Source organism: Sandarakinorhabdus sp. (assembly GCF_031422795.1).
In the GTDB taxonomy this organism is placed as follows: domain Bacteria; phylum Pseudomonadota; class Alphaproteobacteria; order Sphingomonadales; family Sphingomonadaceae; genus Sandarakinorhabdus.
The window spans coordinates 1-14,284 of record NZ_JANPML010000299.1 but is presented as its reverse complement, the minus strand read 5'-3'; the positions used below and the strand labels follow the sequence as shown (position 1 = coordinate 14,284).

Sequence of the window (14,284 nt, the reverse complement as noted above, 5' to 3'; positions counted from 1 at the left end):
GCGTGCGGGACGCGATGGACAAGACCGGCTGCGATCTCGCCATGGATGTGCACGGCGACGAGGCCATCCCGCAGGTGTTCATCGCCGGCTTTGAAGGCATCCCGTCGATCACCAACAGGCAACTGGCGCTGCTGGCCGATTACAAGGCGCGGCTGGCGCGCATCACGCCGGATTTCCAGACGGCCAGGGGCTATCCCGTTTCCCGCCCCGGCACCGCCAATCTGGCGATGAGCACCAACCAGCTGGCGGAACGGTTCGGCTGCGTGGCGATGACGCTGGAAATGCCGTTCAAGGACAATGACGATCTGCCCTGCGCCGATCATGGCTGGTCGCCGGAACGATCGAAGCTGCTGGGCCGCGATTGCCTGGCCGCCATCCTGGAGATCATGCCCGATCTGTGAGCCGGCTTGGTGCTGTGATGGTTGACGGGGCCGGTGTTCGGCGCAAGACACCATCAACGGTTTCACGGGGAAGGACATGAATATGCGGTTTGCAGCATTGGGTTTGGCTTTGGCGCTGGCGGGTTGTGCCAGCGGCCCCAGCGTGCGGGCGCTGGCCGATCCGCAGGCCAATTTCGCCGTCTATCGCAGCTTTGGCTTTGCCAGTCCGCTTGGTACCGATCGCGGTGGTTATCAAAGCGTGGTTTCAGATGCGCTGAAAACCGCTGCCCGCCGCGAACTCAATGCTCGCGGACTGAGCGAAAGCGCCACCCCCGATCTGATCGTCAATTTCAACGCGCAGCTGGCCGACAAGACGCGGGTGACCACCACGCCGGCACCAATGATGGGTGCGGGCATCGGGCGTTATCCGTGGGGTCCGGGCTATTATGGCTATCGCGCCGGCCTGTATGCGCCGTTTCCGCTCTATCAGGATCAGACAACCGTCACCAACTATCAGGAAGGCACGTTGAACATCGATATTGCCGATGCGGCGAAGAAACAGCTGGTGTGGGAAGGCGTGGTGGTTGGCAAGGTCAACGGCAAGGCGCTCGACAATTTGCCAGCCGCCATCGATAGCGCGGTAACGCAGGCCTTTGCCAAGTTTCCGGTGCCGACCAACCCACGCTGATCGCCCTTGATCGACCACCCCTCCCGCTTTTGCCCGGCTGGCGGCAGGCCGGTCAGCGGCTATGCATGGCTGAGGAGACACACTCATGGCTTACCAGCATATCCTGTTCGACGAAGCCGACGGCATCGCCACCATCACCCTCAACCGCCCGCAGGTGATGAACGCCCTGCATGTTGGCGTGATCAGCGAAATGATCGACGCAGTTGACCGGGTGCGCGATGAAGGCACTGCCCGCGTGCTGGTGCTCACCGGTGCGGGCCGGGCTTTTTGTTCGGGTGCCGATCTGGCCGGCGGCGGCGCGGGTGGCGGGGTTCAGCGTTCTGGTCCGCCGGATGCCGGGGCCGTGCTGGAAACCCATTTCAACCCGCTGCTGGAGCGGCTGTTCGCGCTGCCAGTGCCGTTCATCACGTCGGTCAATGGCGCGGCGGCGGGCGCTGGCTGTTCCTATGCGCTGGCGGGCGACATCGTGATCGCCGGCAAATCCGCCTATTTCCTGCAGGCCTTCATCAACATCGGCCTGGTGCCCGACGTCGGTTCGACCTGGCTGCTGCCGCGCCTTGCCGGCCGCGCCCGGGCGCAGGCGATGATGATGCTGGGCGAACGGATTCCGGCCGAAACCGCCGCTGATTGGGGCATGGTTTACAAGGTGGTGGACGATGCCGACCTTGCCGCCGCCACCCGCGCCATTGCCGAGAAACTGGCCAAGGGGCCGACCAAATCCTATGCGCTGATCCGCCAGGGCATCCGTGCCTGCATGGATACGACGCTGAGCGAAGGGCTGATGGTCGAACGCCGCAACCAGCTGGCAGCCGGCCGCAGCGCCGATTTCGTCGAAGGGGTGAGCGCCTTCCTGCAGAAGCGGCCCGCCGCGTTCAGCGGCAAATAGGCAACACCGCGTTCAGCGGCAAATAGGCAACGCCGCGTTCAGCGGCAAATAGGCAACGCCGCCTTCAGCGGCAAGTAAGTCAGCCCATCACCAGCACGGGCTTCACCACCTTGCCGCTGGCCATGTCGGCCACGGCCTCGTTGATCGCATCCAGCGGATATTCCGTGACCAACGGCGCATGATTGAAACGGCCGGCACGGTGACGGTCGATCAACCACGGGATAAAGGCCTGCGGATCGGCATCGCCTTCCACCGCGCCTTTCAGCGAGCGGCCGCCAAGCATCGTGTTGGGGTTGAAGCTGATTTCGGTGCCCGGCGCAGTGACGGCCAGCATGGCCAGCTCGCCGCGACTGGCCAGGGCCTCCAGCCCGGCGCGGATCACCAATGACACGCCAGTGGTATCGACGATGCGATCGATGCCGGTGGCCACGATGGCGCGCAGGGCGGCCATCAGATCGCGCCCGTCGGCCAATATCGTGTGAGTCGCGCCGAGTTGCCGGGCCAGATCAAGCCGTTCCGCCACACGGTCGATGGCGATGACGGTGTGGCAGCCGCGATCAACCGCCGCCAGCATCGCCGCCAGCCCCACCGAACCCGCACCCATCACTGCAAAACTGTGCTCCGCCTGCACATTCAACGTGTTGTAGGCGGTGCCAGCCCCGGTCTGCAGGCCGCAGCCAAAGGGCGCCGCCAGCGCGAACGGCACATCATCGGCCAGTTTCACCGTGTTGCGGGCATAGGCGATGGCGTGATCGGCAAAACTTGATTGGCCGAAGAAACCGCCATAGATCGGCTGGCCGCCCTGCTGCATCGGCACCCGCCCATCCGGCAGCACACCGGCATAGTTCAGCGCCATGAAATTGCTGCAATATTGCGGATGGTCGTGGCTACAACTGGCACAGGCGCCGCAGCTGGCATAGCTCAGCACAACGCGGTCACCCGGCGCGACATGGCTGACCCCCTCGCCCAACGCCAGCACGGTGCCGGCCCCTTCGTGCCCCAGCACCTGCGGCAGCGGCGTGCCCTGCTCATAACGCTGCACGCCGACATCGGTGAAACAGATGCCGCACGCCGCCAGCTTGACCACCAACTGCCCCGGCCCCGGATCGGCCAGTTCCACCTGTTCGATGCTGTACGGGCCGCCACGTTGGCGCAGAACGGCGGCGCGAGTGGAAGTTGGCATTGCAGGTCTCCTGATCCTTCGCACTTATTTTCGCGCCACCTCGCCGGGCTGGCAAGGTGGTTTGATGTCCACATTCGACCGCACTGCTTGCTCTTCAGCACGACCATGTGCTTGACCACGCGCCCGCGCCCGTTCAGATACGGCGACCATGGACACGCCCGCTGCCACCCAGCCCAGTTTCGAGGATGCTCTGCGCGAACTGGAAGACATTGTGCGCAAGCTGGAATCAGGCGATCTCAGCCTTGATGACAGCATCCGCCTGTATGAACGCGGCCAGACGTTGAAGAGCCTGTGCGAGGCGCGCCTGAATGATGCCCGCATGCGGATCGAGCAGATTCAACAGAATGCCGCCGGTGAAGCCGTCGCCACCCGCCCCTTTGACGCGCAATAGGGTGGCCGGGATGGTGCAACCTTCGCTCAGCCTGAAGCCGGCGCTTGATGCGATCGGCAAGGCCATTGATCAGCGCTTTGACCGGCTGCTGGCCGTGCCGGACGACAGCCGCGCCCGCCTGTATGAAGCCATGCGCCATGCCGTGATTGGCGGCGGCAAGCGCATGCGGCCATTGCTGGTGGTCGCCGCCTGCGACATTTTCCATGTCAGCCGTGAACAGGCGCTGCGTGTCGCCTTGGCCATCGAATGCATCCATTGCTACAGCCTGATCCACGACGATCTGCCGTGCATGGACGACGACGATCTGCGCCGCGGCAAGCCCACCGTTCACAAGGCCTTTGACGAAGCCACCGCTGTGCTGGCCGGCGATTGCCTGCACGATCTGGCCTTTGAAATCCTAGCCGATCCGGCCACCCATGAAGACCCGTTCGCTCGCCTTGAGCTGGTGACGGAACTGGCCATCCAGTCCGGCCCGGCCGGCATGGCCGGCGGCCAGATGATGGATCTGGTGGCCGGCGACGTAACCTATGATCTGGCCGGCATCACCCGCCTGCAACAATTGAAAACCGGCGCGCTGATCGTCTGGTGCCTCGAAGCCGGCGCCATCATGGGCCGCGCTTCGGACGCCAACAAGACATCGCTGCGCGGCTATGCCCGCGATCTGGGGCTGGCATTCCAGATCGCCGACGATCTGCTCGATGTCGAAGGCGAATCCGCCAAGACCGGCAAGGCCGTCCAAAAGGATGCCGCCGCCGGCAAGGCGACGTTTGTCTCGCTGCTGGGTGTCGAACGCGCCCGCACCCAGGCCAACATGCTGATCGATCAGGCCATCGCCCACCTCGCTTCGTTCGGGCCAGAGGCCGACTTGTTGCGCGCCATCGCGCGCTTTGCCGTTGAGCGCGACCGGTAAGGAACCAGCCCATGACCACGATTGGCCCGCGCATCGGCGTCTATCCCGGCACCTTCGATCCCATGACCCTTGGGCATATGGATATCATCCACCGTGGTGCGCGGCTGGTCGACAGGCTGGTGATCGGCGTGGCCACCAACCCATCGAAATCGCCAATGTTCACGCTGGCCGAGCGCAAGGCGCAGATTGCCCGCGAATGCGGCGAAATCGGCAATGTCGAGGTGGTGGAATTCGACGAGCTGCTGATGTCGTTTGCCGAACGGCTGGGCGCCACCGTGATCGTGCGTGGCCTGCGCGGTGCCGGCGATTTCGAATATGAGTTCCAGATGACCGGCATGAACCGCGCGCTGAACGACGACATCGAGCAGGTATTTTTGATGGCCGATGTCGCCTTGCAGCCAATCGCTTCACGTCTGGTCAAGGAAATTGCTGTTTATGGTGGCGATATCCGCAAGTTCGTTCCGCCCCGCATCGCCGAAGACGTGGTGACCCGGGTCGCGGAAATCGGTTTGAAAGGCCAATGATGCGATTTTCGCTGTTGATTGCTGCTGTTCTTGCGCTGGCGACCGGCCCAGCCTTTAGCGGCGCGCTGGCCCAGGCACAGCGTACTGATCCCAAGGATCTGAAGGCCCCGCCCAAGCTGCCGGAAATGGCGGCGCCATCCAACATCGCCGGCATGATCGCTCAGGTGGATCCGGAAAATATGCTGGTGCTCGACCTGTCGTCGGGCGGGCGCGTCAAGATCGTCATGCGCCCGGATGTGGCCCCCAAGCATGTCGAGCGTATCAAGGCACTGGCGCGCCAGGGATTCTACGACGGCACCATCTTCCACCGCGTGATCGACGGTTTCATGGCGCAGGGCGGTGACCCGACCGGCACCGGCACCGGCGGTTCCAAGCTGGACGATCTGAAGGCCGAGTTCAACGATCTGCCGCACGTGCGCGGCGCCGCTGCCATGGCGCGATCGCAAAGCGACGACAGTGCCAACAGCCAGTTTTACATGGTATTGATGCCCGCCCTGAAACTGGACCGCACCTACACTGTGTGGGGCCGGGTGGTGGAAGGCATGGCCCATGTCGATGCCATCGAAAAGGGTGAGCCGCCGGAAAATCCCAGCCGCATCGTCAAGGCCAGCATCGCCGCCGACAAGGTGCCGCCGCCCGATTTTGCCGCGCTGAAAGCCAAGGCCTCGGCAATTCCGGCGGGTGTGCTGGGCTTGCCGCCACCAGCATCGGGGCCGGCAGCTGCACCGGCATCAGGGCCGCAGCCGCCTCGCTGATCTGGCGCGCTCAGGCCTTACCCCTTTTCTCCACCACAGGGCTGTTCCCCCGATGCTGGTCAACGATTTCGATTTCCACTTGCCCGAAGACCGCATTGCCCTGCGGCCGGCAAGCCCGCGTGACAGTGCCCGCCTGCTGACCGTGCATGGCGTGAACGGCGGCACGCTGGGCGATCGTCGTTTCACCGATCTGCCCGGCCTGCTGCGCCCCGGCGACGTGCTGGTGGTGAACGATACCCGCGTGATCCCGGCACAATTGTTTGCCACCGTAGGCCAGGCCGCCATCGGCGTGACACTGCACAAGCGCGAAGCCGGCAATCGCTGGTGGAGCTTCGTCAAGAACGCCCGCCGTCTGAAACCCGGCACCCGCGTGGACTTCAGCCAGGGTGGCAGCACCGTGCTGATCGGTGAGGTGATCGAAAAGGCCGACGAAGGCGGCGTGCTCTGGCAGTTCGAAACCGCCGGCCAGCCGCTGGAATCGGCGTTGCACAGCGTCGGCGAGATGCCGCTGCCGCCCTATATCGCCCGCCGGCGCGGCATTGATGCCCAGGATTTCAGCGACTACCAGACGCTGCATGCCGCCAAGGATGGCGCCGTGGCCGCCCCCACCGCCGGCCTGCACTTCACGCCGCGCCTGTGGTCTGCTCTGCACGAAGCCGGCATTGCCCGTGAAACTGTGACCCTGCATGTCGGCGCCGGCACCTTCCTGCCGGTCAAGGCCGAACGGGTGGCAGATCACCGGATGCATGCCGAATGGGGCAGCATCGACGATCAGACGGCGCTGCGCCTCAATGCCGCCCGGGCCACGGGCGGTCGCATCATTGCCGTGGGCACCACCTCGCTGCGCCTGCTCGAATCCGCCGCCGACAAGGGCGGTGCCATACGCCCGTTTTCGGGCGACACCGCGATTTTCATCACGCCGGGTTACCGCTGGAAGGCCGTCGACGGCCTGATCACCAATTTCCACCTGCCGCGATCGACCTTGTTCATGCTGGTCAGCGCGCTGATGGGGCTGGACGTGATGCGCCGGGCCTATGTTCACGCCATCGAGAACGACTATCGCTTCTACAGCTACGGCGACGGGTCGTTGCTGCTACCCTGAGACTTGCCGGCTGGTCTGATCAGATCGGCCCTGCCTGTGGCTTCTGAACAGGCGCCTGCGGCAATCAATCCCAGGCCATCCGATGTTCGTCCAAATCCGTTCAGAATTATTGTCTTAACGTAAATATCTGCTTGCCACGACCGCATGGCTTCGGCAGACACGAGGGATGGCTGAGTATCGAGTTTCCAAGATCGAAGTGCTGCCCGGCAGCGATGGTTTCGTGGCCGAACGGCTAGGCGGCGCCGGCTGGTCGGATATGGCCATCAACATCGTCAGCTATGTCCGTCGCAATCAGCACAGCTTTGTGATGAGCACGGCCGACGGCGATGCCCGATTTGTGGTGATGCGCGACGCAGCGGGCGTTGAATGCCTGGTGGCCGTTGGCAACGACGGTCAGATCCTGCCGTTGAGCAGCCTGAAGCCACTCGCGCCCGCCCCGGTCAAGGCGCGGCAACCAGCCTGGTCCTTGCGGGGCCAGTTGAACCGCTTCCTTGGAACCACCGCACGCGCCTGACGCAACGGGGTGCATTTCCCCATCTGATGGCCTAGGCTGGGCTCAGCCATGAGTGTAGCCTTCACCAAGGAATCGGACGCCGAAGCGGTTGCCGCTGATCTGCCAGACCGGCCGATTCCCGCACACCCGAATCTGGTCACCACCAACGGCCTTGCCCAGATCGAAACGGCCTTGACCGCCGCGCGCGCTGCTTATGCCGAAGCTCAGGCCAGCGGCTCCATCAGCAGCGACCGCACCGCCATGGCCCGCGCCACCCGTGATCTGCGCTATTGGTCCGCCCGCCGTGCCTCGGCGCAGCTGGTGGAAACCCGGCCGGGCGATGGCAGCGTCGGCTTTGGCAGCTGCGTGTCGTTCGAGCGCGCCGATGGCCGCGCCCAGACCTATGCCATCGTTGGCGATGACGAAGCCGATCCGGCCCAGGGCAGCGTCAGCTATGTTTCGCCGCTGGCGCGCGCCATGATCGGCAAGACTGTCGGCGATGTCGTGATGCTGGCAGGGCAGGAAGTCGAGATCGTCGCGGTCGCCTAACCCGCAGCGTTCATTGCCCAATTGGCCAGCACCAGAAAGGCAAATCCGCCCAAAAAGGCATGCGCCGTCAGCACCGGGCCAAGGCCTTCGGGGCGCGACTTGGCCAGGATGCCGGCAAACAGGCCAATCACCGCGGTCAGTCCCAGCATGACCAGCGCGATGCTGGCGTTCTGCTTCAGATCCGGGCTGCCGCCCGTTTTGGCGGTCAACAGCATCACCGCTTCCAGCCCGCCCAGTCCCAGAACCAAATGCAGCGCCTGCAGGCCCTGCGACGGGCGCTTGCCGTTCAGGAAATGCCAGCCCAGCATCAGGCCCAGCACCACGGTGGTTCCATAAATGACGACCGGCAACCAGATCAGCATCGCTGCGCCTCCCTACCGCTGTAGCGATATACGATCGGGTCGAGGCACAACAGGTGGCGGCAACAATTTCAGCCACAACCGCCGTTCCCCGGGGCCGTTGGCCAGCGTACCCGGCCGCGCCATCAGCACGGGGGCCACCGCCTGAAATGCCTGTGGATCAGTGTTCGGCGCCGGTACAAGCCCTGTGATGGCACCGCTGGCGTCGATGGTCGCGGTCATTTCGAGTTGCATACCACCCGCCGGCAGGTTGAGCTGACCGGCTGCAACAGCCAGCTTGCTGTCAACCAGGCTCCAAGCCGGGCCGGGCATTGCCATTGACGGCGCGGGAGGCGGCGCGACCACCGGTCGGGCTTCGACGCAAGGAACGGCCTCTCGCCGAACCACAACCGGCCACCACCAGCCCGGCCGCCAGCGCAGCGCCATGCAGCCGCCGATCCGGTAATCATTGTAACTGCCGGAACTGGCAAACAGACCACCAACCGTATGATCGGTGCGGCCACTGTCACCCGGCACGGGGGTTGTCACGACATGATAGCTGCGGCTTCCACGCCGGCCACGGCTGACATATTTGTCGGACACTGCCACCACGATCTCCTTTGAACCACCCGGCGGCAGGATGGCGTTGGCCAGGTGCAAAAGGGTCACCGCCACCAGCATGCCGGCAAAGATCACCGCGAACAGCGCGCCGATCCCCGATTTGCCTTCGTCTATGGCTTCCAGCTGGGCGGCCCGCCAGAACGGCAAGCTGAACAGCACGCCGGCCCCAGCCGCCAGCAGCGACGCCCATTCCCACCCCGTGCTGAGCGGTTCGGGCCAGCTGGTGATGATCGCCGCAACCGACAGACCAGCGGCAACGAACAGTGGCATGGCGGACGGCAGATTGAGGCGCATGGCGTCACCATATCGCCTGCCGGAGTGGCGGCAAGTCGGACTCCATCGGGCCAGACTGCGGCGCATTTGCCGACCCTGCGGCCAAGACTGGCGCTGCCGGCCAAGGCGCGTATAAGCCGCAACCGTGAGTGACGATCTGCGCCTTGACCCGCGCGCTGATGAAGCGCCGGATGTGCTGGAAGAAGGCCGGCTGAGCCGGGCCTTTGTCAGTGACGTTGCCGCTGCGCTCGACAGCGGCGACGATGATGGCGTGCGCGCGCTGGTCAGCCCGCTGCACCCGGCCGATGTCGCCGATCTGTTCGGTGCCTTTCCGGTTGATCGCCGCGCGCCGCTGGCCAGTGCGCTGGGCGATCTGCTGAACGCCGATGTCATCGCCGAACTTGACGATTATGTGCGCGAAGACGTGCTGGAGGCGCTGTCGCCGGGCGAAGTGGCCGAGGTCGTCACCCAGCTCGACACCGATGATGCCGTGGCCGTCATCGAAGATCTGGAAGCCGATGAACAGCGCGAAGTGCTGCGCGCGTTGGCCCCCGAAGACCGTGCCGACATCGAAGCCGCGCTGAATTACCCCGACGAATCCGCCGGCCGCCTGATGCAGCGCGACCTGGTGGCGGTGACCGAAACCATGAGCGTGGGCGGCGTGATTGATCGCGTGCGCGCCAGCATCGATCCGGCCACCGATTTCTGGGAAATCTTCGTCGTCGATATCGCGGGCCGGCCCACCGGCACCATGCGACTGAGCTGGCTGCTGACCGCGCCGCCCGATCTGATGGTCGCCGATGTGATGAAGCGCGAGCAGACGCTGATTCCGGTCACCATGGACCAGGAAGAGGTGGCGCTGCAGTTCCAGAAATACGCCCTGATTTCTGCCGCCGTGGTTGATGCGGCTGGCAAGCTGGTCGGCGTCATCACCGTCGACGATGTTGTGCACATCATCCAGGCCGAAGCCGGCGAAGACGTGCTGAAACTGTCGGGCGCCGGCGATGGCGACATCAACGAACCGGTGTTCAGCACCTATCGCACCCGATCGCGCTGGCTGGTGGCCAATCTGATCACCGGGCTGGTTTCAGCCAGTGTGATCGGCGCGTTTTCGGCCAGCATCGAGGCACTGGTGGCGCTAGCGGCGCTGTCGCCCATCGTGGCCAGTGTTGGCGGCAATGCCGGCAATCAGACGATGGCCGTGACGGTGCGCGCGCTCGCCACCAACCAGCTGACCGACAGCAACACCCGCCGCACCATCTGGCGCGAAATCCGGGTGGCGTTCCTGAACGGCCTCACACTGGCAGCATTGATGGCAATCGGCGTTGCGGCGGTGTTCGGCAACGTCAATCTGGCGCTGGTGATTGCCGCGGCCATGCTGTTCAACATCGTGGTGGCCGGGCTGGCCGGCGTGATGGTTCCGCTCACCCTCGACCGGTTGGAGGCTGATCCGGCGGTGGCGTCTTCGGTATTCGTGACGATGATCACCGATAGCATGGGCTTCTTTGCCTTCCTTGGCCTCGCCACGCTGGTTGGCGTCCAGTACCTCCGCTGATGTTGCATCTGACCAAAGTGGCCGCTGGCTGCCGCGACATCGAGACTCTGGTGGCACGGCAGGCGCACTGGTGGGGTGAAGGCCGCGCCGGCGCCCACACCCGCTACATGCCAAAACGCGCCGAGGAGCTGATCGGCGGATCGATTTTCTGGATCATCGGCCACCGGCTGGTGGCGCGGCAGACCATAGTATCGATCGAAATGGCCAGCACCGATTGGGGGCCGAAATGCGCCATCGAACTGCAGCCCGGGCCGGTTGCGGTCAATCCGCGCCCCTGCCGCGCGCACCAGGGCTGGCGCTATCTGGAAGCCGCCGACGCGCCGACCGATGCGGGCGGCGGCCCCGGCGACGGTGTCGATGCGCTGCCGGCCTTCATGGTGCGGGAACTGCAATCGCTCTGGCTGCTATAGGCACTTAACACGCAAGTTGACCTTTGGCTGTGCTGGCGGCATAGAACAGTGCATGTTCGCCACCGACCGTCCCATCTATCGCCAGATCCGCGATCTGATCATCGATCGCATCCTCACGCTGGGTGATGGCGCCATGCTGCCCTCCGTGCGGGCGCTGGCCGCCGAAGCCGGGGTGAACCCGCTCACCGTCGCCAAGGCCTATCAGGATCTGCAAACCACTGGCCTGGTGCGGGCGCGCAAGGGCGTCGGCCTGTTTGCTGCCGATGGCTCGCTGAACAATCTGCTCGCCCAGGAACGCAACCAGTTCCTCACCGAGGAATGGCCGCGCGTGCAGGCCCGTATCGCCCAGCTTGGGCTGGACGTGACGGACCTGCTCGAACAGGTCTGATCAGGCGGGCTTGCGCGCCCTCACCATTTTTCTTCCGGCCACCACGGGAACACGTTGTCCGGCATGTCCTGGCTCACCGTGTCCGGATAGGCCGGCTTGCGCTTTTCCAGGAAGCTGACGACGCCTTCCTTTGCATCCCCCGACCGGCCGCGCATGTAGACCAGCTGTGAATCCAGCCGGTGTGCATCCCACGGGCTGGGCGCGCCAGCCATGCGCCACAGCATCTGCCTTGTGAGCGCCACCGACACTGGCGCGGTGTTTTCGGCGATCTCCAGCGCCAGCGCACGGGCGGCGGGCAGCAGATCGTCGGGGGCATGGGTGGACCGGGTGAGGCCGCCCTTTTCCGCTTCGGCGGCATCAAACACCCGGCCGGTCATGCACCATTCCAGCGCCTGCGGCAGGCCAACCAGCTTGGACAGGAACCAGCTGGAGCCCGCCTCCGGCACGATGCCGCGCCGCGCAAACACGAAACCGAAACGCGCCGTGTCGCTTGCCATGCGGAAATCCATCGCCAGCTGCATGGTGGCACCAATGCCCACTGCCGGGCCGTTCACGGCTGCAATCACCGGTTTCAGGCTGCGGAAAATGCGCATCGTCACCTGGCCGCCGCCGTCGCGGGTGGCCGGGTGGGCCCAATCGACGCTGCCATCATCCTGCATCGGATTGGCACTGCGGGCGCCGCCAAGTTTTTCATAATCGAAGGTCGCCGCCCCGGCGCTGAGATCGGCCCCGGCGCAGAAGGCCCGGCCGCGGCCGGTGACGATAACGGCTTTCACCGCATCATTGGCGTCGGTTTCGTCAAACGCCGCGATGATTTCGGTCATCATCACGCCGGTGAAGGCGTTCAGCTTTTCCGGGCGGTCCAGCGTGATGGTGGCGATGGGGCCGTCGATATCGAGGGCGATCTGGGTGTAGGTCATGTCAAAGTGCCTCGATAATGGTGACATTGGCCAGGCCGCCGCCTTCGCACATGGTCTGCAGGCCCCAGCGTTTGCCGCGCGCATGGAGCGCGTGCACCAGCGTCGTCATCAGCTTGGTGCCCGACGCGCCGAGCGGATGGCCCAGTGCAATCGCGCCGCCGTTGACGTTCAGGCGGGCATGATCCGCTTCCAGCACCTGCAGCCACGCCAGCGGGATCGAGGCAAAGGCTTCGTTCACCTCATACAGATCGATGTCGCTGATGTTCATGCCAGCGCGCTGCAGCGCCTTTTTCGTGGCACCGATCGGGGCTTCCAGCATGATCACTGGATCTTCGCCCACCACCGTCATCGTGTGGATGCGGGCCAGCGGCTTGACGCCCAGCGCCTTCAGGCCGCGTTCGTTGACGATCAGCACGCCCGACGCACCGTCGCAGATCTGGCTGCTGGTCGCTGCCGTCAGCCGGCCGCCTTCGGGGTTGATCAGCTTCACGCCTTTCACCCCTTCCAGCGACACATCGAAACGAATGCCTTCGTCCTGGGTGTGCATCAGCGACGCGCCGTCGTGGTTGGTCACCGCAACCGGCACGATTTCCGCATCGAACGCGCCGTTCTTTGCCGCCTGGCCGCCACGCATCTGGCTTTCAAACCCGAATTCATCGAGCATGTCGCGGGTCAGCCCATATTTGGCGGCGATCATCTCGGCACCGGTGAACTGGCTGAACTGGATGCCGGGATAACGCGCCGCCATCGCCTCGCCATAGGGCATGCCCATGCCGGCCTTGGCGGGCAGGCTCACCGTCATGCCCATCGGCACGCGGGTCATCGATTCGACCCCGGCGGCGATCACCACGTCCATCTGGCCGCTCATCACCGTGGCGGCGGCAAAATGCACCGCCTGCTGGCTGGAACCGCACTGACGGTCCACCGAAGTGCCCGGCACCGATTCCGGCAGCTTTGAACTGAGCACGGCCGTGCGCGCCACGTTGGTGCTTTGCTGGCCGCCTTGGCCAACGCAGCCCATGATCACATCTTCGATCAGGGCCGGATCAACCCCGGTCTTGTCCACCAAGGCATCCAGCACCTTGCCCGCCAGATCGGCAGGGTGCCAATCGCGCAGCAGGCCGCCGCGACGGCCACCGGCAGTGCGCTGGGCGGCAACGATATAGGCTTCGCTCATAATCCGACTCCTGATCCACAGATTCGCAACACTGCACTTTACGCCGCTCACCCCCTTGGGCATTGACGGACGAAATGATCAGGGAGAGGCGAATGCGCCGCAATTGGGGACTATTCGCTGCACTGCTGGCCATGTTGGCCCAACCAATCGCGGCGGCACCGGCCAAAGCGCCGGCAAAAAGGAGCGTGCCGGCGAAGAAGCCTGCGGCAAAACCAGTTGCCAAAACCGCTGCCAAACCAGCGGCCAAGCCGGCTGCGTCCGCCTTTGTGGTGCCGGTGCCGCTGCCCGACACGCCGGAAATCCAGGCCCTGCGCCGCGCCTTCCGCTTTGGCTTTGCGCCTTATGAAATGCTGCGCACCCGCCAGTTGCAGATCAGCCGCGTTTCCGCCGCCGGGATGGGCACCGGTATCAACGCGCTGATCCCGCGCCTCACGCTGGCCGATGCCAGCATGCGGGAGGTGACGACACCCAACAACGACACGCTCTATGGCTCAGCCTGGCTCGATCTGGCCCAGGGGCCGGTATTCTTCTCGATCCCTAGCCTCAAACGCTATCATTCCGCATCGCTGATGAGCATCACCAGCGATGTGGGGGCTGTGCTTGGCACCCGTTCGGTGGGTGCCAATGGCGGCCGTTATGCGATTGTTGGCCCCAATTGGCGCGGCGATCTGCCGGCTGGCGTTGAAATGGTGCGCTCCCAATCCAACGATGCCTGGCTGCTGGTGCGGGTGGTGGTGAACG

Annotated in this window: 18 protein-coding genes and 1 pseudogene; 14 read left to right on the top strand and 5 right to left on the bottom strand. The window is 64.7% G+C overall.

What is annotated here, in order from left to right; all coding sequences use genetic code 11:
- The 3 genes and pseudogenes from RMO81_RS10855 to RMO81_RS10845 all read left to right on the top strand — a co-directional run.
- Positions 1-401 (top strand): annotated as a pseudogene (locus tag RMO81_RS10855) (hypothetical protein); the annotation flags it as partial.
- Between the two features lie 76 nt (positions 402-477).
- Positions 478-1,068, top strand: coding sequence for a DUF4136 domain-containing protein (locus RMO81_RS10850; RefSeq protein ID WP_310475875.1), 591 nt, complete (start codon positions 478-480; stop codon positions 1,066-1,068).
- 85 nt (positions 1,069-1,153) lie between these two features.
- Entirely contained in the window at positions 1,154-1,954 is an 801-nt protein-coding gene (locus RMO81_RS10845) for an enoyl-CoA hydratase-related protein (RefSeq protein ID WP_310475874.1), read from the top strand.
- A 79-nt stretch (positions 1,955-2,033) separates the two neighbouring features.
- Here the strand turns inward: RMO81_RS10845 and RMO81_RS10840 are convergent, their stop codons facing one another.
- On the bottom strand, positions 2,034-3,137 hold the full coding sequence (locus RMO81_RS10840; protein WP_310475873.1) for an NAD(P)-dependent alcohol dehydrogenase: 1,104 nt from the start codon (positions 3,135-3,137) through the stop codon (positions 2,034-2,036).
- A gap of 148 nt (positions 3,138-3,285) precedes the next feature.
- On the opposite strand from RMO81_RS10840, the gene RMO81_RS10835 reads away from it, so the two are divergent.
- The 7 genes from RMO81_RS10835 (at position 3,286) to greA (ending at position 7,861) form a co-directional block, all read left to right on the top strand.
- Positions 3,286-3,528 carry an exodeoxyribonuclease VII small subunit gene (locus tag RMO81_RS10835; protein WP_310475872.1) on the top strand — a complete coding sequence of 81 codons (243 nt, stop codon included), beginning with the start codon at positions 3,286-3,288 and terminating at the stop codon, positions 3,526-3,528.
- Positions 3,529-3,538: 10 nt separating this feature from the next.
- The gene (locus RMO81_RS10830; RefSeq protein ID WP_310475876.1) at positions 3,539-4,438 is read left to right on the top strand and encodes a farnesyl diphosphate synthase; all 900 of its coding nucleotides are present in this window, start codon (positions 3,539-3,541) and stop codon (positions 4,436-4,438) included.
- A gap of 11 nt (positions 4,439-4,449) precedes the next feature.
- A complete protein-coding gene (gene coaD, locus RMO81_RS10825) occupies positions 4,450-4,962 on the top strand; it encodes a pantetheine-phosphate adenylyltransferase (protein WP_310475871.1) in 513 nt (170 codons plus the stop codon).
- On the top strand, positions 4,959-5,717 hold the full coding sequence (locus tag RMO81_RS10820; protein WP_310475870.1) for a peptidylprolyl isomerase: 759 nt from the start codon (positions 4,959-4,961) through the stop codon (positions 5,715-5,717). The genes coaD and RMO81_RS10820 overlap by 4 nt, the downstream gene beginning before the upstream one ends.
- Positions 5,718-5,769: 52 nt before the next feature.
- Complete coding sequence (gene queA, locus RMO81_RS10815) at positions 5,770-6,819, top strand: tRNA preQ1(34) S-adenosylmethionine ribosyltransferase-isomerase QueA (protein ID WP_310475868.1); 1,050 nt, start codon at positions 5,770-5,772, stop codon at positions 6,817-6,819.
- A 166-nt stretch (positions 6,820-6,985) separates the two neighbouring features.
- Positions 6,986-7,333 carry a hypothetical protein gene (locus RMO81_RS10810; RefSeq protein ID WP_310475867.1) on the top strand — a complete coding sequence of 116 codons (348 nt, stop codon included), beginning with the start codon at positions 6,986-6,988 and terminating at the stop codon, positions 7,331-7,333.
- A gap of 48 nt (positions 7,334-7,381) precedes the next feature.
- On the top strand, positions 7,382-7,861 hold the full coding sequence (gene greA, locus RMO81_RS10805) for a transcription elongation factor GreA (protein WP_310475866.1): 480 nt from the start codon (positions 7,382-7,384) through the stop codon (positions 7,859-7,861).
- Here greA and RMO81_RS10800 read toward each other — a convergent pair.
- Both RMO81_RS10800 and RMO81_RS10795 read right to left on the bottom strand, forming a co-directional pair.
- Positions 7,858-8,223: a hypothetical protein gene (locus tag RMO81_RS10800; protein ID WP_310475865.1), complete on the bottom strand. Its 366-nt coding sequence runs from the start codon at positions 8,221-8,223 to the stop codon at positions 7,858-7,860. The genes greA and RMO81_RS10800 overlap by 4 nt on opposite strands.
- A gap of 12 nt (positions 8,224-8,235) precedes the next feature.
- Complete coding sequence (locus RMO81_RS10795; RefSeq protein WP_310475864.1) at positions 8,236-9,114, bottom strand: hypothetical protein; 879 nt, start codon at positions 9,112-9,114, stop codon at positions 8,236-8,238.
- A 124-nt stretch (positions 9,115-9,238) separates the two neighbouring features.
- Here RMO81_RS10795 and mgtE point away from each other — a divergent pair, with 124 nt between their 5' ends.
- Genes mgtE through RMO81_RS10780 form a run of 3 tightly spaced genes read left to right on the top strand, consistent with a single transcriptional unit; the run spans position 9,239 to position 11,446 of the window.
- Entirely contained in the window at positions 9,239-10,648 is a 1,410-nt protein-coding gene (gene mgtE / locus RMO81_RS10790; protein WP_310475863.1) for a magnesium transporter, read from the top strand.
- Positions 10,648-11,058 (top strand): DUF1489 domain-containing protein, encoded by a 411-nt coding sequence (locus tag RMO81_RS10785; protein WP_310475862.1) that lies wholly within the window; start codon positions 10,648-10,650, stop codon positions 11,056-11,058. The genes mgtE and RMO81_RS10785 overlap by 1 nt, the downstream gene beginning before the upstream one ends.
- Before the next feature lie 52 nt (positions 11,059-11,110).
- Positions 11,111-11,446, top strand: a complete 336-nt coding sequence (locus RMO81_RS10780) for a GntR family transcriptional regulator (RefSeq protein ID WP_310475861.1) — start codon at positions 11,111-11,113, stop codon at positions 11,444-11,446.
- A 20-nt stretch (positions 11,447-11,466) separates the two neighbouring features.
- Here RMO81_RS10780 and RMO81_RS10775 read toward each other — a convergent pair whose 3' ends face one another.
- Both RMO81_RS10775 and RMO81_RS10770 read right to left on the bottom strand, forming a co-directional pair.
- Complete coding sequence (locus tag RMO81_RS10775) at positions 11,467-12,366, bottom strand: crotonase/enoyl-CoA hydratase family protein (RefSeq protein ID WP_310475860.1); 900 nt, start codon at positions 12,364-12,366, stop codon at positions 11,467-11,469.
- Between the two features lies 1 nt (position 12,367).
- Complete coding sequence (locus RMO81_RS10770) at positions 12,368-13,543, bottom strand: acetyl-CoA C-acetyltransferase (protein WP_310475859.1); 1,176 nt, start codon at positions 13,541-13,543, stop codon at positions 12,368-12,370.
- A gap of 92 nt (positions 13,544-13,635) precedes the next feature.
- Here RMO81_RS10770 and RMO81_RS10765 point away from each other — a divergent pair.
- Positions 13,636-14,284: DUF1254 domain-containing protein (locus tag RMO81_RS10765; RefSeq protein ID WP_310475858.1), on the top strand; the 649-nt coding region annotated here is incomplete at its 3' end.